Below are 18,346 nucleotides of genomic sequence, written 5' to 3' on the forward strand. Positions count from 1 at the left end.
AATAAATTTACTCTATTTGCTTATTGATTCAAAAATTCTTCGATGTTTGTGTAGCCGTCTTTATCGAAATCTCCATTGTAATCTTGTGACAAGTCTCCAAATTCACGTATTTCCCAAGCATCAGCCATGCCATCATTGTCAGTGTCATAGGAATCAGGTCTTATTATGGAAGGAATTGATGGCAATTGCCAATCATTTATGTTCCCTGTCCTTTTCATGGTGTTGCTCTTTATATCATTTATTCCATCTTCATCAAGAGGGTCCATATAATATTTAATTCTTCCTTCATCATCCATATAGTGACAAGCACCAACATTTCCTTGATTTATCAGGCTTTCAAAAGCGTCGTAAGCAGATAGGCCCGTATCTGAATTGGGAATGCCGTTATGTGGTGATGCTACCAACAAATCCCTGTCAATTGGTGTGTCATTGCCCACACCTCCTAACCTGTAGGTCCAAATGGGTGCATTACTGTCTTTGCCCACCTCGGAACCATTCAGTACAAAACCATTTTTATTTTCATAGACATTTCCTTGGGTATAAAGTCTTAGTTCTGTATATGGGGACCCTTTTGAATTGTATTTCCCATCCGACCTTTGAAATTCATTGGTTTCTGTAGTTCCTGATGGTAATCTGTAATAATTGTCACTCCAGTTAATGTATGCATTGTCTGACCATTGGATGACACCAAATTTAGTCCCAGTGGTTTGTATAACGTTATTTTTTACTTCTACATAACCTCCTGTCCCTCCTATGTTTGGAGTTCTATTTGAGCCTCTCATAAAAACATTGAGAATACATGATATGTAATCTCTTTTATTGAAATTAGCAGGGTTTTGCATTGACATCTGCATGTATGTATGGGAATTGGACACAATACTTCTTTGAACAGTATGCCCCATTTGGCTGACATCTTGATTTGTTCCTACAAGTATGGCTTTGTCGCCACCCCAAGAAGCTGTAACATGGTCTAAGATAATATTGTTACCTCCATTAACCTTGAAGCCATATGTGCTCTGGTCATCAGATATCTCGCCCGATGAATCATAGGAACCCGTAGACCCATTTCTGGAACGGATATATCTCATTATAATGTTGTTCACACCATTGAACTGAATATTATCCCCATGGATAGTGATACCACCTCTAGGTGCAGATTGGCCAAAGACTGTTATATCATCTCTTGAAATTGTTAGGTCGGAACCAGAAATGTCAATATTTCCAGATACATTGAATACTATATATCTCGGGCCAATATTTTGTGATAAGGCAGCCCTTATACCCCCACTATATGTGTTTGAAGACGAGTCATATACCAAAGGAGCTCTACTGTCCAAAGTGTTTACCATGACCAATACCCCACCACGACCGCCAGTTGCATTGGATCCACCTCCATATGCCCCAGGAAAAGCTTTTAGGGTATTGTCATCTAAATCTGGATTTGTGGTTCCAGAATCATCGTCATCTGAACCATCATTATCTGGATTATCGGTACCACCATCGATATCATCATCAGTATTGTCGGCAATGTCATCATTAATAATATCAGTAAACAAGTCATTGTCTTTGGCACAAGACGAATTGAGAATGATAAAAAGTGAGAAAAAGATTATCCGGACCAAGGGCAAAACATTTTTCATGGGGTATCTGATTTGGAAGCTAAAATTATTCAATAAATGTTTGTACTCGTTTAAAAGCAATTTTTTTTCGATGAAATGCATCAATTTAATTAGTTGAAAAGTTAAATTTTGTATCTGCGTCTAGATTTATAACGGCTAATTACGCACTTGGTCGATAAAATGGATTACTTGGACGATTTTTTTAACATAAAAGGGATGATAAATCGATGAAATACCATTTTCTTTAACATCCATACCATCCTGTCTGTCTGTCTGTTGAGAAAAAGTCGATTGTTTTTAGGCCTCCTTTTTAAAGTCGGATAAGGGGTATTGTTATTGGGCATGGCATTCAGCGTACACTTTACCTTTAGAATAAAACTTAGACCAATAAGTTTTACCGTTGTACGATTTTTTTTTGATAATGCCACTGTTATGATGTTCTTTGCACAAGTCTTTAAAAATGGTTTTATAGGGTTCAATACACCACCCATGAATAGTTTTGAAAGATTATATATTATTATAACACTCAACCATGAACTTTAAAAGATGAAGGAACATAAAATTGCCATTATAGGTCTTGGCTATGTAGGACTGCCATTAGCTCGCTTGTTTGCCACCAAGTACAGTGTGGTCGGGTTTGATATCAACCAGAGTAGGGTCATCGAGCTCAAAAAAGGTAACGACAGTACTTTGGAAGTATCTGATGAACTTTTACAGGAGGTTTTGGTGGACAAGCCTGGAAGCAAAGGTCTATTCTGTTCAGCCAATGTCAACGATATCGCAGATTGCAACTATTTTATTATAACTGTTCCTACCCCCGTGGACAATACTAAGCGTCCAGTTTTAAAACCCCTACATATGGCAAGTGAAACTGTGGGGGCGTTACTCAAAAAAGGAGATGTCGTGGTTTACGAGTCTACGGTATATCCGGGAGCTACTGAAGAAGAGTGTGTTCCAAGGCTTGAATTAAAAAGTGGTTTGATATTTAACAAGGATTTTTATGTTGGGTATTCGCCTGAACGAATCAATCCTGGAGACAAGGAGCATACCGTAGAAAAAATATTGAAGGTCACCTCCGGTTCTACTCCGGAAATAGGGAAGGAAGTTGACGAATTGTATTCGTCTGTTATTTCGGCAGGCACGTATTTGGCCCCCACGATTAAAGTAGCAGAGGCAGCAAAGGTCATTGAAAACTCCCAAAGGGATATTAATATAGCATTCGTGAACGAATTGGCTAAAATATTCAACCTCATGGGTATAGATACCAATGAGGTTTTGATGGCCGCGGGCACTAAATGGAATTTTTTACCATTCAAACCAGGGTTGGTCGGTGGGCATTGTATTGGAGTTGACCCCTATTACTTGGCCCAAAAGGCACAGGAATATGGATATCACCCTGAAATTATCCTAGCGGGAAGAAGGTTAAATGATGGAATGGGCAGTTATGTTGCTAGTGAAGTGGTAAAACTCATGATCCAGAAAGATATAAAGGTCAAAGGAGCATCTATTCTTGTTCTTGGTGTTACTTTCAAGGAAAATTGCCCAGATGTAAGAAACACAAAGGCAGTGGATGTCATAGAGGAATTGGAAAGTTATGGAGCAAATGTGACCATTTATGACCCATGGGCCGATCCAGAAGAGGTTATACATGAATATGGCCTTAAAATTGTGGATGAAGAACCTACCCAAAAGTACGATTCTGTAGTGTTGGTCGTCGCTCATAAAGAATTCCAAGATATTGACATATCCTATAAATTGAAGCCCAATGGTGTTGTATATGACGTTAAGGGAATATTGAAACATCAGGTGGACGGTAGATTATAAAGATACCATAGATGATATCATCCAAAGCAGAATATAAAGCATATTTACTGGCCGACAAGAAAGCGCTCAACATTGGTAATGGAAAGCTCATGTGGGCAAAACAGCTGATTGCTCCTGATTATATTTGGAAATTTCAGAAAGGACTCCGTAAATTGGAATATTACAAAAACTGCAGAAAGGATATACTCGGAAAGGTTTATTATGCCCTTATCAAGTTGCGACATAGAAAGTTGGCCCTTAAATTAGGATTTTCAATACCCGAGAATGTTTTTGGGCCAGGGCTATCAATAGCCCATTACGGGACTATAGTGGTTAATTCCAGGGCAAGAGTAGGCAAAAATTGTAGGATACATGTCTGCACCAATATTGGAGCGTCAGGAGGAAGCCTTGAAGCACCAATAATCGGTGATAATGTCTATATAGCACCTGGAGTGAAAATTTTTGGAAACATACAAATAGGGAACAATATTGCTATTGCCGCCAATTCGTCTGTGGGGAAAACGTTTATTGAGGAAAATATATTGATAGCAGGTTCCCCTGCAAAGAGGATAAAAGAGGTAGAGATAAAAAAATTAATCCCCCACGCTAATTAGAGCTTAATTTTTCTTTTCTCGCCCGCTCTTTTATTTCATTGGCATAGCCTATAAGGATCAAAACCATTAGATAAGGGTAATCTGCATATAGTATGAAATTGTTGTGGAAACTTGTATGAACCAAATATCCAAATAGCGACAATAAGAAGAGTATTTTATAGTCCCTAGGAAGTTTTAGCGTGCGTTTAAGAAGAAAGTATACAAAAGCCCCAAAAAGAATATATCCAAAAAAGGTGTATTGGAACCCAACATTGATCAATCCGTTATGTGAGGTCAGATGGAGAATGGATGAATCTCCTGAAACTTCGAACATGGCCTGTCTAGTCTTGTCATAGTCTGTTTTTGTTACACCAAATGGGTTTTCAACAACTGCCAGTATTCCTGTGGCCCAAAGCATAGGTCTGTTATCGGACCCTCCACCAGTTCCATCCGCACTGGTAACCCTGGAGTCTATTGAGGTTATTGAGCTTGAAACTAAAGCCAAAATCAAGATTGAAAACAGTGAGGCTACGAATAAATTGAATTTATACCGCGCATTTTTATTCTGAATGATGAGAAAATACCCTGCCGATATTATGAACAAGCCCAATATCAGTGATCGGGTTTGTGAAAGGAAGGCAGTTACGATCAATAAGCCCAATACCACCAAGTAAAATTTTTTCCTGGTTTTCATGAACAGGTATAGGTTTAAGATAAAACTACTTATTGCGAAATAAGAAAAGGTGATTGCAAATGCAAAAGGACCTGATAACCTAAACCTGTTGGCCAGCCCATGTTCGATATATGTCTCTTCGTTGCTTAAATCTGCTTCACCCATTTGTGAATCGTTAGAGGTTAGTAGGATTTCCTTGAAATCTTGGACCTGGCCGGCAATCGGAGAAAGAGGATGGTGCAGTAAGGAAAATATAAGTATGGCCAAGTGGACCCATGATATTACTCTCAAATATTTAGTGCCTTCTTTGATTATAATCACAAAAAGAAAGGAAAAAATAATGAAAGTGAACCCTTTGAAAAGATCACGGACAATATCCAGCGACTCAATCTCTCCAAGGGCCAAAAACCTTAGGTTCATCAAAAACTTAAGGATGATGAAAACCATTAGAAACTGACAGAACTTTTTAAAGAATGAATTTGTTCTTAATTCATTGAGAAAGCTTTTGAAAAAGAGAATGAATATCATTATTTCCAAAAGGCGGTCTACACTTAAGAAGCCTATCCTTTTGGAAACAAAAACATTGTCCACAGCAATAAGAAAAGCAATCAAGTAGTATATCCAAGTCTTCATTTCTTTGTACTTAATTTGCTGATAATACTTTCAATTTTTCTTTGAGCCTTGTATAGCATTTTGGCTGCTGGTTTTGGAAGATTGGAAACCACTTGATTATACAAAACTTTATTGCTCTCTGTGAGTACCATACTTTGTTTTCTGAACAAAATGAATAGAAAAATGGGCAAGAGAACCATACTGATCAGTAATAGTGTCCAAATAGGTAGATCAAAATAGTATGAAACAGCCCAACAGAACACCAATATAGGAATGTTGAATACAAGGAGGTCCTTGAAAAGAGCCAGATTTAACTTTCTGAACATTTTTAATAGCCTACTCAAATATACATATACAACCATGAAAAAGAGAATGGAAGAGGAGAGTACACCTATTGCCAGCCCTGGCAGTCCATAAAGTTTAACGCCCACAACGCTGAAAATAGCAGTACTTAGAAAAAAGATGACTTCATAGACCACACCTTTATACACAAGTCCAAGTGACTTTAAAAAGGATCGGTTTATGCGATAGCCAAATCTGAATGGAAGGCTCAAAATCAAGATTTGCAGTATAAGAATGGCGTCTTCCCATCCTGGCCCCAATACGATTTTGATTATGAGCTCAGCATTTAGTGCAATGACTACACTCATGGGCATCAAAAAAAGGAGGCAAAGTGAGATACTGAAAAAGTAAAAGTCCCTAAGCTTGGCCTCATCACTTTTTCTTTTGGCAAGAATTGGAAACATGACCGAATCATAAACACCTCCAAAAATACCCGCAGGAATGGCGTACAACTGGTAGGCCTTTGAATAAATACCCAAAGCTTGCGCCCCTATGAACTTGCTGACCACTAAATTATCTATCGTATCCGAGAAATAACCCAAGGTTGTATTGAATGTAAAACCACTGCCAAAGAAAAGAAGTTCGTTCACTTCACTTTTAACCCACTTGAAAGTGAATTTTGGAAAATGGTATATGCTGGCATAGACACATGAAACCACTAGCATGGCCAATTGGCCATACAACAGGGCCCAATATCCATAATCAAAAAAGGCAAAGATGATGGATACCAATGCATATCCGAAAACAAAAGAGCTTAATGTTATTTTCTCTGCCACATCGAATCTTAAGTCTCTGTTCAACAATGCCACGCTAACACTGTTCAAAGATTTCAAGGGAAACATAAAAGCAAAAAAATGAAGGCCATCTATAATCTCTTCCATGTTAAAGAAGATGGCCAAATAAGGAGTGACAAAATAAAACGATACAGCCAAGATTAATCCAAAAAAAAGCGACAGGTTATAACCTGTACGAATCTGTCGGTCCGATACATTGTTCATCTGTATCAATGCACCCCCTATGCCCATTTTGGAAAAAAGATCGGTAAAGCCAACCAAAATCATGATAAAGGCCACATAACCAAAGTCGACCGGCGAAATTAACCTTGCAAGAACCGCTAGCATTATAAATTGGGCGAGTATCTTCAAAAGGGAACCTGAAGTTCTCCATACTGCTCCTTTTATACCCTCTTTGGTCAGGGATTTTTTGCTCATATCGCGATGTTGAAACTATTAATACTTTTTTGGTCTTTGAGACGTTTTGGTCTATGAAAACCTTATATTTCGTGCAAGTTAATCATAGCTTTTGTTAGCTTGCTTCAAAAATAGACCAAAATGAAAAAGATTTTCCACTATCTTAAAACGACAATAAAAAAGATTAAGTATTCCGGGTCTGATTATGCAAGAAGCCTAGGGGTTGAAGTAGGCAAGGATTGTAGAGTGCTCACCACAAACTTTGGTTCTGAGCCATGGCTAATCAAAATTGGGAACAAGGTCACCATTACATCTGGAGTAAAGTTGCTCACGCATGATGGTGCTGCTTGGTTGGTAGAAGATGGTAAAGGGAGAAGGGAGCATTTTGCCAGGGTGAACATAGGCAACAATGTTTTTATTGGTATAAACTCTATTGTGATGCCAGGGGTGACCATTGAGGACAATGTGATAGTGGCTGCAGGAAGCGTAGTGACCAAATCGGTACCCAGTGGCTATATTGTAGGCGGAAACCCTGCAAAAATTATTGGAAAATTTGAAGACTACAAACAAAAAGCTTTGGATACCTTCGTGTCCCGAAATGATATGGACTTTAGTCTAGATTTTAAGGAAAGGATTAACCAAGTTATAGATCCAGAAGTCAAAAAATATCTCCAATAATTCAATCTTTTATTTTGAAAAAAATTTGTTTTGTTCTGCCTTCACTCAGGGCCGGGGGAGCTGAGAGGGTCATTAGCTTTTTGGCGTCCAATTTGGATAAGTCTGAATTTAAGGCCTCATTGATCATTATTGGAAACAAGGTCGATGCAGCATATGATATCAAAGATGTCCCTGTATTTTTTTTGAACAAAGATAGGGTCTTGAAAGGTTCATGGCCACTAATCAGAATATTGGTAAAGGCCAAACCTGACATAGTAATGTCCTCAATAGGCCATTTAAATACACTTTTGGGCTGCTTTTCGATATTCTTCCCAAAAACTAAATTTATAGGTAGGGAGGCTAGTGTTATAAGTGTCTTTAATTCTTTTTCAACAAGAAGGAATCTTTTCAGTAGGGAACCCTTGTATCGTTTTGCGTATAAACAAATGGATATGATAGTTTGCCAGTCCAGGGATATGTACGAAGATTTTAAGAGCACTTATAAGTTGTCGGACAGTCAAATGACAGTCATAGCCAATCCGGCCCCAGAGAACATGCAACTTTCCGATAGGGACATGGCTTCTTCCGAAATTAAAAAACTGATTACCATTGGTAGACTTAGCCCAGAAAAAGGCCATATGAGGTTATTGGTCAGTTTGTCAAAAGTGGATTTTCCATTTGAATATACCATTATAGGAAGTGGTGTGGAAGAAAACAAAATAAAAGACAAGGCAGAACGATTGGGACTATCACCTTACATTAAATACATTCCGTTCACCAAAATGATCAATGAGCAACTTATTGCGCATGATGTATTTCTGCAAGGTTCTTATGTTGAAGGGTTTCCAAATGCAGTGATGGAGAGTTGTGTTTCCGGTATCCCTGTTATTGCCTATAATGTGCCAGGAGGGACAAAAGAAATTTTGGAAGAGGGAATCAATGGTTACATGGTTGAAAGCGACGAGGAGTTTGTGGAAAAACTGAATACTATGGTAGGGATGGATTGGAACCCCACCATGATCAGAGAAAGTGTTTATAAAAAGTTTAGGTCTTCCATTATTATTGGAAAGTATGAGGCTATGTTCAGAAAAATGTTAACAGAATAAGATGAAGGAAATAACAATAGTACACCTGATCACAGGTTTGGGTGGAGGTGGTGCGGAACAAATGGTACTGAAGTTGGGTGTTGAAGCCAAGAAACATAATGCAAAGACCTTGGTTATTCCCATAAGTGACATCAACACCATTGAATCAAAGTTTAAGGATGCCAAACTGGAATACCACTTTTTAAGCATATCATCTTTTTCAAAAATAAGAAAAGGGCTTATAAGACTTAAGGATATTTTGAAAGAAGAGAAAAATCCGGTATTACATTGCCATATGTTCCATGCACTTGTAATCGGAATTTTGTTCAAATTGTTCTTCAGGAGCGTCCCTATTGTATTCACACTTCACAATACAAACGTCAACCATGCCTATAGGGCATATATATTGGGTGTTTCCAAAGGTTTACGTAAGGCGGATATATTGTTTTCCAAAAGTGGTACACAGTGGTTTTTAAAGAACTCAATAATTATTCCCAATGGGCTGGACATTTCAAACTTTGAAGTTGCTGCAAATGTGAGAAGTGCCGATTTGACCAACAAACCTTTTCATTTTTTGTTCTTGGGTAGCCTTACCGAGCAGAAAAATCCATTTATATTGCCAAAACTGGCTAATTTTTTAAGGTCTAAGGGGCTGGAAAACTTTAAAATAGATGTTTTAGGGGATGGTCCTATGCGAGAGCAACTTCAGGAAAAGATAAAAACGGAGGGGCAATCTGATAAAATCATTTTACATGGGTTTTCCAATAAGGTTGTTGAATATTTGAAATCTTCTCATTGTTTGATCATGCCATCCCATTGGGAAGGTATGCCTGTTGTGATATTGGAGGCCGGGGCTGCCAGACTTCCCATTGTTTGTACTCCAGTGGGTTCCATTCCTGACATCGTTTCGGAAGAGAATGGATATGTGGTCGAAATGGAACAGTTTCCTGAAGCCATGGCGAGTGTAATGGAAGATTATGTTCATGCGCTAGAGAAGAGTGATGCATTCTATGAGCATGTTGTTGGAAATTATTCCATCCAAGAAGTCTTTAATCGACATCTTGAATTGTATAGGTCAGTATCCAAATAGGAAGCGGAGACACTATTTTCTCCTTTTTACCAGAGCATCAATAACGGTTAGTTTACCGGTTTGGTTGATGGTATGTGTTGAAACCAGATCTTTTTCCCAATTTGGATAAATGGATTGCAGATTGATTTCCTGATAATCCTCCTTGGTAAGTACTTTTATCATCTGAAGCTGCATACCATGGCCATAATGCTTTGCGCAATTTTGTGACGGTCTTATCAAATGCCCGTTATATTCAAAAATCTTACCGGCAGGTCTAGAAGAACTTACATCAGAAACAATGGGGTTCTTGGGGTGGGGAGTCCAATTATTGGTCACGAGATTGTCCGCGTAAAACAAAAATAATTCATTGGAAGTGGATGAACCTTCGTTTTCTTTGATGTTGCAAAAAAGCCAGTAGGTATTTTCATGGGATATTATTGTGGTATCCACCGCTTGTACATCCTTCATTAACACCTTTTCCAAGCTCCATTTTAAAGGGAGCTGATCACATTTATACAATTCAATCTGTTTGTTCTCTGCTGTTTCAGGAATCATATAAAGGTTGCCATTGTCCTCTATTAAAAAAGGATAGGACAAATGGTAATCCTTTTCCAAAACAATTTTTGGTTCAGAATAATTGCCTTTTTCATCCAATTCCAAAACGGAAATATTGCCCAACCCATTTTTGTAGATCAATTCCTCAAAAAAAACATAATATTTTCCGTCCTTTTCAAAAATGAAGGGGTCTGCCCAGAAACGGTCCTTAGGGGGAACAATTCTTTTAAATCTGAAAAAAGATTTTGACAGTTGCTCCTTCTTTTCGAAGCTGTACATCAAGATCCATTGGTTGAAAAAGAAAATCCTTTTTACCCACCCTTTGAAAACACCGGTATAGATTTTAAGTAGCGCCTTAAGAGCTTCGCCATTTGTCGGAGCAACGAACAAACGGTTGTAATATATCTGCGGTTTGGCATTGTCCCGTAGCACTTCATCCATGAATACCGTACCACCTTTTTTGTGGAGCTCCGCCAGTTTTCTGGTAATTAATGAAGTGGCACTCCAATAATAGTTGTTTTTGTTACGGTTGATACTAACGGAGTCGGTAGAGGCTCGGGTTTTTGCCAAAGTAAGGCCACCATCAAGATCCTCTGTAAGTATTTGAAGAACAGCTCCGGTATTGTGCCATCCTTCATAAACTTCCCAAACGCCAGGAGGGCCACCTCTATTTATATCGTTATCACCATGATGGTAGGACCAAACACCGAATTTAGAGCTTTTAAGGATTTCTCCTCTCAATATCCTAAAACCGAATCGGATGAAGACATCGATATTGTGTTCACGAATTTTAGAGATGTCTTCTGCACCTATAATATCACTGAACTTGGTCTCCTTTGGGGAAACTACTATTTCTGGGCACTCAATTAATTCTTTTAGGTCTTTTGCCTGAAAGGCATTTGGACGCGGTTTAAAGAGTTTGTTTTCCAGTTTGCCGTGCAGAAAGTAAAGAAGACTGTTCCTGACCTTCCACAAGGTTTTTAGTTTACCATCTTTGTTGGTCCCGGCCATACTTTTCTTTCGAACGATAAGGGCAACTTCAGAATGATCGGATGCCAAGATGTTCTGGACCATTCTGTATTCCCAAAGTGGTATTCTGTAATCGTTTATAAGTATCCCGATCTTCAGTTTGTTTGCAGCCATCTATTTCTATGGATATAGAATTTGTTCCCTTGCAAGGATCAATATCTGGTTTTGCCTATTTGATAATATTCAAAACCCATTTCTGACAAGATTTCATCATTGTATTGGTTTCTTCCGTCAAAAATTACAGGTTCCAGCAATTGTTTTTTTATTTCGTGGAAATCTGGGGAACGGAATTCTTTCCATTCGGTAAGAAGGATCATGGCATTTGCCTCTGAAATGGCTTCGTATTTGGAGGAATAATAAGTTACATTTGGCGTGTCTTTCAAGTAAAAATGTTTGGCTTCCTCTATTGCCTTTGGGTCATACGCTTTTATGATGGCACCTCTTTTGACCAATTCGTTTATGATGTAAATGGACGGAGCTTCCCGCATGTCATCGGTTTCGGGTTTGAAGGAGAGACCCCAAACGGCAAATACTTTACCGTTCAGGTCGGCTCCATATTTGGCGATTATCTTATGGGCCACTACCAGTTTTTGTCTATCGTTCACATCTTCAACAGCTTCAATAAGTTGGGGCTGGTATCCATATTGCATGGCCGTTTTTTTCAAGGCTTTTACGTCTTTTGGAAAACAAGAGCCCCCATATCCGCTCCCGGGATAAATAAAGCTATATCCGATTCTGCTGTCGGATCCAATCCCAATTCTTACTTTGTTCACATCGGCTCCAACTAGTTCACAAATGTTGGCAACCTCGTTCATAAACGAAATCTTAGTGGCCAACATGGCATTTGCCACGTACTTTGTCATCTCGGCAGACCTGACATCCATGGTAATCAGGCGGTCCATGCTGCTCCTAAAGAATGGTGCATACAATGAGCGCATTTTTTTTGTCGCTTCCGGATTGTCCGATCCAATTACAACCCTATCGGGTTTCATGAAATCATTGATGGCATCCCCTTCTTTTAAGAACTCGGGGTTAGAAACTACGGTAAAAGGCATGGATGCGCCACGTTTCTGAAGTTCATTGGCAATGGTCTCATGGACTTTATCCGCTGTTCCCACAGGTACAGTGGATTTATCCACAACTATCAACGGGGCGGTCATGTGGGAACCTATTTGTTTGGCAACCTGAAGCACATACTGTAGATCGGCTGAACCGTCTTCCCCCATTGGGGTTCCAACTGCAATAAAGGCAATGTCACAATTGTCAAGGTGACTTTGCAAAGAAGTGCTGAAATGGAGTGTTTTTCCGGCAACATTACGTTTCACCATGGCTTCTAGACCAGGCTCATAAATTGGGATAATGCCATTTTTCAGACCATCTATTTTTTTTTGGTCAATATCTATACATGTTACGTTGTTTCCCATTTCGGCGAAGCAGGTCCCGCTAACAAGGCCCACATATCCGGTTCCGATGATAGTCAGATTCATACGTTTGATTTATTCTATTGATAGTTGTATTTATTCTTAGTTTTTTAGATTTTCCCAATACCAATCCACTGCTTTTTCCAATCCTTTGGAAATATCATATGTTGGGGCATAACCCAGTCTTTCCTTTGCTCTATGGATGGAGGCCAATGAGTGGGGGACATCTCCAAGTCTATTGGGACCATAATTTGGTTCAATTTCAGCAATTTTTGAATCATATTTTGATAGGTTCTTTTTGAGAAGCCCAATCAATTGATTAAGATCAGTTCTTTCCCCAAAGGCTACATTGTAAACTGTATTTACGGCATCTGGATTAGTGGTTGTAATTGCCCTTAAATTCATTTCAATAACATTTTCAATGTAGGTGAAGTCCCTGGAAAAGCTTCCATCACCATTGATTGTTGGTGACTCATGTTTCATCAACTGCATTACAAATTTAGGTATAACGGCCGCATAAGCACCGTTGGGATCTTGTCTTTTTCCGAATACATTAAAATACCTTAGGCCTATTGTTTCGATACCATATGTTTTTGAAAAAACATCGGCATAAAGTTCATTAACATACTTTGTTATGGCATATGGCGAGAGAGGTTTTCCTATATTTTCTTCAATCTTGGGCATCTGTTTGGAGTCACCGTATGTTGAACTGCTTGCAGCATATATAAAACGTTTTACGTTGGCATTTTTGCTGGCTACAAGCATGTTCAAAAATCCTGACACATTGACCATGTTACTGGTGATAGGGTCTTTGATGGACCTGGGAACAGAACCCAATGCTGCTTGGTGCAAAATGAAATCAACGCCATTGCAAGCGTTTTCACATGTCTCCAGATCTCTTATGTCCCCTTCTATGAGTGTAAAATTCTTATTGTCCAGAAAGGGCTTTATGTTCTCTTTTTTACCTGTGGAAAAATTGTCCAAACAGGTTACCCTATTTCCATTTGCAAGTAATGTTTCGCAGAGGTTGGAACCAATGAATCCAGCTCCACCCGTGACTAAAATATGAAGTTCCTTGTTGAGGACAATATCGTTCAGTGCCATATACGGTTATGATTTTCTAGTTTTGGTGGGCAAAATTGATAAAAACTTTCCATTGGCTCAGGAAAACTATGTTAATGACCCATAAAATCGGTTAAAAGGTATTACTGCCCAAAGATGGAGCCAATCTGATTTTTATTGTATTCGATAGTGTTTTTTGTACCAATCCACAAAGTTGGAAATGCCATTTTCGATAGATGTGTTGGGACTATATCCATAATCCCTTATCAAATCATCCACATTTGCCCATGTTTTTTCGACATCTCCAGGTTGCATTTCAAGAAACTGTTTTTCTGCAGTTGTGGAGAGTTTATTTTCCAAAGCGGTCACAAAATCTAGAAGTTTTACGGAATTATTGTTACCTATGTTATAGATGTTATAGTTGCTTCTGGGGGATTCTTGACCTATATATTTGTTTTCGATGATGCGTACAACTCCCTCAACAATATCATCTATATAGGTAAAGTCCCTTTCCATATTTCCCTTATTGAAAACTTTTATTGGCTTTCCCTCCAAAATGGCCTTTGTGAATAAAAACATTGCCATATCAGGTCTGCCCCAAGGACCATAAACTGTAAAAAAACGTAGCCCCGTTGTCTTGAACTTGAACAAATGGCTATAGGTGTGTGCCATCAGCTCGTTACTTTTTTTTGAAGCCGCGTACAGGCTTATGGGATGGTCCACATGGTCTGAGGTCTCAAAAGGGACTTTTTTATTGGACCCGTAAACACTTGAACTACTGGCATAAACCAAGTGTTTTATGTTATTGTGGCGGCAACATTCGAGGACATTCAAAAAGCCAACAATGTTACTATCTATATATGTTTCAGGATTCTCCAAACTATAGCGAACGCCCGCTTGGGCAGCCAAATTACAAACAGCATCAAATTTTTCATTGGAAAATAATTGAGGTAGATGATCTCTGTCTTCTAGGTTCATCCGAACAAAGCTGAATTTATCATGGGAGTTACTCTCAACAATTTGATTGAACTCCTTTGCAGATTCAGTCATGATTCCAAGTTGTTCTAATCTTGAAAACTTTAAGTTTACATCATAATAGTCATTTATGTTATCAAGACCAACTACTATATGTTGGTTTTCCAATAACCTTTTACAAACATGGTATCCAATAAATCCAGCGACACCTGTGACAAGAAATTTCATATTGAAGTTTTAGTGGCTACAAATATTACAAATGTTGACCATATGAAGGCCCAGACACATAAAAAAATAAGTTATGTTGTAGATTGCCCCAATACAAAAGCTTGATGAGCCTTACTTTCTTTGGCTTATCAAAACCTTTTCTTCATACTGTTTGACCAACAACATTTATTTACTTATTGGTCCATCAAATCACTTTAAGGCATTTAGAAGTATTCCTTTTGCATATTTACACTTAATCGATTTTTTTTTGCCTTGGGCGAATAGTGGGTCAAAATAACCTTTGAGGCCAATTTTACTGTTACTTTTACTTTTGAGAACTAAAAATCTCGCCTACTTATATCAACCCAAAACTAAAATGGAAACCACTGTCTTGAAAAAAATTTGGTTATCTCCGCCTCACATGGGAAACAATGAGGAAGTCTATGTGAAGGAAGCCTTCGATACCAATTGGATCGCTCCCTTGGGGCCCAACGTGCAACGATTTGAACAATCCATAGAAGAATTTGTTGGTAATGATGTCCATGCGGCATGCCTAAGCTCAGGGACAGCAGCCATACATTTGGGGCTGCAGTTGCTAGGGGTAAGTGCAGGGGATGAGGTGCTTTGCCAAAGTTTTACTTTTGCAGCATCTGCAAATCCCATTATGTACCTTGGCGCATCTCCCATTTTCATCGATAGTGAGGAAGATACGTGGAACATTTCGCCCATATTGTTGGAACAGGCAATTAAGGATGGATTGGCCAAAGGGAAGAAACCGAAAGCCATAGTGGCGGTCCACTTGTATGGAATGCCCTATAAGGTGGATGAAGTCCACGCCATAGCCCAGCAATATGATATTCCTGTCGTTGAAGATAGTGCGGAAGCCCTGGGAAGTTCTTACAAGGGTTTCAACTGTGGAAGTCTGGGTGACATTGGTATTTTGTCCTTCAACGGGAACAAGATCATTACCACTTCGGGTGGAGGAGCAATGCTGTGCAAGGATAGGGCGCTGAAGGAAAAAGCGGTCTTTTTGGCCACCCAAGCCAGGGACAATGCACCACATTATCAGCATTCGCATATAGGACACAATTACAGGATGAGCAATGTTCTGGCCGGGATCGGCAGAGGGCAGATGGAAGTGCTCCAGGACAGAGTGGATGCAAGGAGAAGCAATTTTGAATATTATATAGAACACTTATCGGGCATTCCGGGCATTACGTTTGCCATGGAACCCAAAGGTAGCTATTCGAATAGATGGCTTACCTGCATTTTGACCCCTTCTTTTGAGGATAGAGAGAGGATCCGAAAGGCTTTGGAGAACGAGAACATAGAGTCAAGGCCTCTGTGGAAACCCATGCATGCACAGCCTGTTTTTGAAGATGTCATATCTTACGTCAACGGCGTGAGTGAGGCACTTTTTGAAAAAGGCCTGTGCTTGCCTAGCGGTTCCAGTTTGATGGAAGAAGATTTGGAAAGGGTTTGCAACATCATAAAAAAAGAGCTTAGATGATCAAAGAATACTTTTTTAGAAGGGGCAGGCGTTACGCATCCAAATGGACGGTACTTTTCATAGACCTATGTATTGTTTCGGTCTCCTTTATTTTGGCTTATTTTATTAGGTTCAACCTCAGCTTTAACTTTGATGTACAGAGCCTGTGGGCCCAGCTTCCAGTGGTAGTGTTCCTGTTTTTGTTGGCTTTCCTTATTTCAGGAAGTTACAAAGGAGTGGTACGGCACACCGGAATCAAAGATGTTTATGCCATATTCAATGCGGTGTGTTTGGCGAGTATCGGGGCTATCGGAACCGTTCTGGCCAACAGATATTTGGAGGTTGTGGATGGGTTTACCATTCCACTATCCATTATTATTATCAATAGTTTGTTGACCTTCATCACTTTGGCGACATCCCGATATGTGTTCAAAATCTGTTACGAAAACTTGATGAACAACAATACAGGCCCTACAAAGAACCTTATTATTTATGGTGCCGGTGAATCGGGTATCATTACATATAATACCTTAACGAACCATTCCCAAATGGGTGTCAAGGTAATAGGTTTTGTGGACAACAACCTTCAAAAGGTCGGAAAGCAGATCAATGGGGTGAAAGTATTCGACAAGAGTATTCTCACCAGGGAATTTGTTAAGTTCCACAATATCTCCGAAGTCATATTTTCCATTCAGACCATCAGTCCCAAACAGTTGAGGACCTTGGTCAACGAGATAGTGGACCTTCCTGTGAAAGTGAAGATTGTTCCACCTGTTGAGGATTGGATCAATGGAGAACTCAAAGTCTCCCAGATCAAAAGGGTACAGATAGAAGACCTTTTGGATAGGCCTCCCATCGAAATCAAGAACAGCAAGGTCATGAAAGACTTTGATGAGAAGGTAATCATGGTGACAGGCGGTGCTGGTTCCATTGGGAGCGAACTGGTAAGGCAGATTTGCAAGTACAATTACCGATCGCTTATTGTGATCGATCAGGCCGAGTCTGCACTTTATGACCTTCAGCAGGAATTGAAACAAGCTGGTTTCTTCAATTTTTTGCCCATTGTTGGCGACATACGGGACAAGAACAAGATGCGCGTACTGTTTGAGGAACATAGACCGGATAGGATTTTCCATGCCGCTGCATACAAGCATGTGCCGCTCATGGAGCAAAACCCATACGAGGCGGTCAAGATCAATGTGGCGGGTACAAAGACCATTGTTGACCTTTCCGTGGAATACAATGTGGAGAAATTTGTCTTTGTCTCTACGGACAAAGCAGTGAACCCTACCAATATTATGGGGGCCACTAAACGAATTGCCGAAATGTACATCAGTTGCAGACAGCAAGAAGGAAAAACCAAATTTATCACCACCCGTTTTGGAAACGTATTGGGATCTAATGGGTCTGTGATACCATTATTCAGAAAACAGATCGAGAAAGGCGGACCTTTGACAGTGACCCACAAGGACATCACCCGTTATTTCATGACCATTCCCGAGGCCTCACAATTGGTACTGGAAGCAGGAGCCATGGGCAAGGGAGGGGAAATCTTCATATTCGATATGGGTGAATCCGTGAAGATCATGGATTTGGCCAAGAACATGATTCGATTATCAGGATTGCACTACCCAGATGATATCGATATCAAGGTAACAGGGCTCAGGCCAGGTGAGAAACTCTATGAAGAGTTGCTGGCCAATGGAGAAAATACTCTGCCAACATACCATGACAAGATCATGATCAGCAAGGTCAGGGAAATAGATTATTCCAAGACCAGGACCATGATCGATGAGCTTTGTATTTCAAACCTGTTCTTCAAGGACAATGTGGTGCAATTGATGAAAAGTATTGTGCCAGAATACATATCCAACAATTCCGATTTTTGTAAATTGGACAACAAAAAGGATCAAGACCTTGGTCAGAAAAAGCCATCAAAGGCTGAATATCTCAACTAAACACTAA

14 protein-coding genes are annotated in these 18,346 nt (G+C 39.5%); 7 read left to right on the forward strand and 7 right to left on the reverse strand.

Going from position 1 to position 18,346, the window contains the following annotated elements:
• Positions 1–20 precede the first annotated feature (20 nt).
• A complete protein-coding gene (locus tag FOT42_RS00765; RefSeq protein WP_151888666.1) occupies positions 21–1,640 on the reverse strand; it encodes a hypothetical protein in 1,620 nt (539 codons plus the stop codon).
• A 525-nt stretch (positions 1,641–2,165) separates the two neighbouring features.
• Here FOT42_RS00765 and FOT42_RS00770 point away from each other — a divergent pair.
• Together FOT42_RS00770 and FOT42_RS00775 are read left to right on the forward strand one after the other, a co-directional pair.
• Positions 2,166–3,443: a nucleotide sugar dehydrogenase gene (locus FOT42_RS00770; protein WP_151888667.1), complete on the forward strand. Its 1,278-nt coding sequence runs from the start codon at positions 2,166–2,168 to the stop codon at positions 3,441–3,443.
• 11 nt (positions 3,444–3,454) lie between these two features.
• Positions 3,455–4,036 (forward strand): serine O-acetyltransferase, encoded by a 582-nt coding sequence (locus FOT42_RS00775; RefSeq protein WP_151888668.1) that lies wholly within the window; start codon positions 3,455–3,457, stop codon positions 4,034–4,036.
• Here FOT42_RS00775 and FOT42_RS00780 read toward each other — a convergent pair.
• Positions 4,029–5,321, reverse strand: a complete 1,293-nt coding sequence (locus FOT42_RS00780; RefSeq protein ID WP_151888669.1) for an O-antigen ligase family protein — start codon at positions 5,319–5,321, stop codon at positions 4,029–4,031. The two genes, FOT42_RS00775 and FOT42_RS00780, sit on opposite strands and share 8 nt — an antisense overlap.
• Positions 5,318–6,853, reverse strand: coding sequence for a lipopolysaccharide biosynthesis protein (locus FOT42_RS00785; RefSeq protein ID WP_151888670.1), 1,536 nt, complete (start codon positions 6,851–6,853; stop codon positions 5,318–5,320). The genes FOT42_RS00780 and FOT42_RS00785 overlap by 4 nt, the downstream gene beginning before the upstream one ends.
• 120 nt (positions 6,854–6,973) lie before the next feature.
• Between FOT42_RS00785 and FOT42_RS18440 the strand changes: the two genes are divergently transcribed.
• From FOT42_RS18440 to FOT42_RS00800, 3 genes are all read left to right on the forward strand, one after another.
• Positions 6,974–7,510: an acyltransferase gene (locus FOT42_RS18440; RefSeq protein WP_151888671.1), complete on the forward strand. Its 537-nt coding sequence runs from the start codon at positions 6,974–6,976 to the stop codon at positions 7,508–7,510.
• A 14-nt stretch (positions 7,511–7,524) separates the two neighbouring features.
• The gene (locus FOT42_RS00795) at positions 7,525–8,595 is read left to right on the forward strand and encodes a glycosyltransferase (protein ID WP_151888672.1); all 1,071 of its coding nucleotides are present in this window, start codon (positions 7,525–7,527) and stop codon (positions 8,593–8,595) included.
• Between the two features lie 73 nt (positions 8,596–8,668).
• A complete protein-coding gene (locus FOT42_RS00800; protein ID WP_192938295.1) occupies positions 8,669–9,664 on the forward strand; it encodes a glycosyltransferase family 4 protein in 996 nt (331 codons plus the stop codon).
• A 12-nt stretch (positions 9,665–9,676) separates the two neighbouring features.
• Here FOT42_RS00800 and FOT42_RS00805 read toward each other — a convergent pair whose 3' ends face one another.
• From FOT42_RS00805 to FOT42_RS00820, 4 genes are all read right to left on the reverse strand, one after another.
• Positions 9,677–11,341 (reverse strand): glucosamine inositolphosphorylceramide transferase family protein, encoded by a 1,665-nt coding sequence (locus FOT42_RS00805; RefSeq protein WP_151888674.1) that lies wholly within the window; start codon positions 11,339–11,341, stop codon positions 9,677–9,679.
• A 38-nt stretch (positions 11,342–11,379) separates the two neighbouring features.
• Positions 11,380–12,714, reverse strand: coding sequence for a UDP-glucose dehydrogenase family protein (locus tag FOT42_RS00810; RefSeq protein WP_151888675.1), 1,335 nt, complete (start codon positions 12,712–12,714; stop codon positions 11,380–11,382).
• A 36-nt stretch (positions 12,715–12,750) separates the two neighbouring features.
• Positions 12,751–13,752, reverse strand: coding sequence for an SDR family oxidoreductase (locus tag FOT42_RS00815; RefSeq protein ID WP_151888676.1), 1,002 nt, complete (start codon positions 13,750–13,752; stop codon positions 12,751–12,753).
• Positions 13,753–13,884: 132 nt separating this feature from the next.
• Positions 13,885–14,913, reverse strand: a complete 1,029-nt coding sequence (locus tag FOT42_RS00820; protein WP_151888677.1) for an NAD-dependent epimerase — start codon at positions 14,911–14,913, stop codon at positions 13,885–13,887.
• 355 nt (positions 14,914–15,268) lie between these two features.
• Here FOT42_RS00820 and FOT42_RS00825 point away from each other — a divergent pair, with 355 nt between their 5' ends.
• Both FOT42_RS00825 and FOT42_RS00830 read left to right on the forward strand, forming a co-directional pair.
• Positions 15,269–16,402, forward strand: coding sequence for a DegT/DnrJ/EryC1/StrS family aminotransferase (locus tag FOT42_RS00825; RefSeq protein WP_151888678.1), 1,134 nt, complete (start codon positions 15,269–15,271; stop codon positions 16,400–16,402).
• The gene (locus tag FOT42_RS00830; RefSeq protein WP_151888679.1) at positions 16,399–18,339 is read left to right on the forward strand and encodes a polysaccharide biosynthesis protein; all 1,941 of its coding nucleotides are present in this window, start codon (positions 16,399–16,401) and stop codon (positions 18,337–18,339) included. Before FOT42_RS00825 ends, FOT42_RS00830 begins: the two co-directional genes overlap by 4 nt.
• Positions 18,340–18,346 lie beyond the last annotated feature (7 nt).

It is taken from the genome of Flagellimonas hadalis (assembly GCF_007785775.2).
GTDB classification, from domain to species: Bacteria; Bacteroidota; Bacteroidia; order Flavobacteriales; family Flavobacteriaceae; genus Flagellimonas; species Flagellimonas hadalis.

Excerpts from the sequence above, each read along its gene's own strand:
- FOT42_RS00780 (WP_151888669.1), bottom strand. The coding sequence starts at position 5,321 with ATGAAGACTTGGATATACTACTTGATTGCTTTTCTTATTGCTGTGGAC.
- FOT42_RS00770 (WP_151888667.1), top strand. The coding sequence starts at position 2,166 with ATGAAGGAACATAAAATTGCCATTATAGGTCTTGGCTATGTAGGACTG.
- FOT42_RS00775 (WP_151888668.1), top strand. The coding sequence starts at position 3,455 with ATGATATCATCCAAAGCAGAATATAAAGCATATTTACTGGCCGACAAG.
- FOT42_RS00785 (WP_151888670.1), bottom strand. The coding sequence starts at position 6,853 with ATGAGCAAAAAATCCCTGACCAAAGAGGGTATAAAAGGAGCAGTATGG.
- FOT42_RS00830 (WP_151888679.1), top strand. The coding sequence starts at position 16,399 with ATGATCAAAGAATACTTTTTTAGAAGGGGCAGGCGTTACGCATCCAAA.
- FOT42_RS00815 (WP_151888676.1), bottom strand. The coding sequence starts at position 13,752 with ATGGCACTGAACGATATTGTCCTCAACAAGGAACTTCATATTTTAGTC.
- FOT42_RS00820 (WP_151888677.1), bottom strand. The coding sequence starts at position 14,913 with ATGAAATTTCTTGTCACAGGTGTCGCTGGATTTATTGGATACCATGTT.
- FOT42_RS00810 (WP_151888675.1), bottom strand. The coding sequence starts at position 12,714 with ATGAATCTGACTATCATCGGAACCGGATATGTGGGCCTTGTTAGCGGG.
- FOT42_RS00765 (WP_151888666.1), bottom strand. The coding sequence starts at position 1,640 with ATGAAAAATGTTTTGCCCTTGGTCCGGATAATCTTTTTCTCACTTTTT.
- FOT42_RS00825 (WP_151888678.1), top strand. The coding sequence starts at position 15,269 with ATGGAAACCACTGTCTTGAAAAAAATTTGGTTATCTCCGCCTCACATG.
- FOT42_RS18440 (WP_151888671.1), top strand. The coding sequence starts at position 6,974 with ATGAAAAAGATTTTCCACTATCTTAAAACGACAATAAAAAAGATTAAG.
- FOT42_RS00805 (WP_151888674.1), bottom strand. The coding sequence starts at position 11,341 with ATGGCTGCAAACAAACTGAAGATCGGGATACTTATAAACGATTACAGA.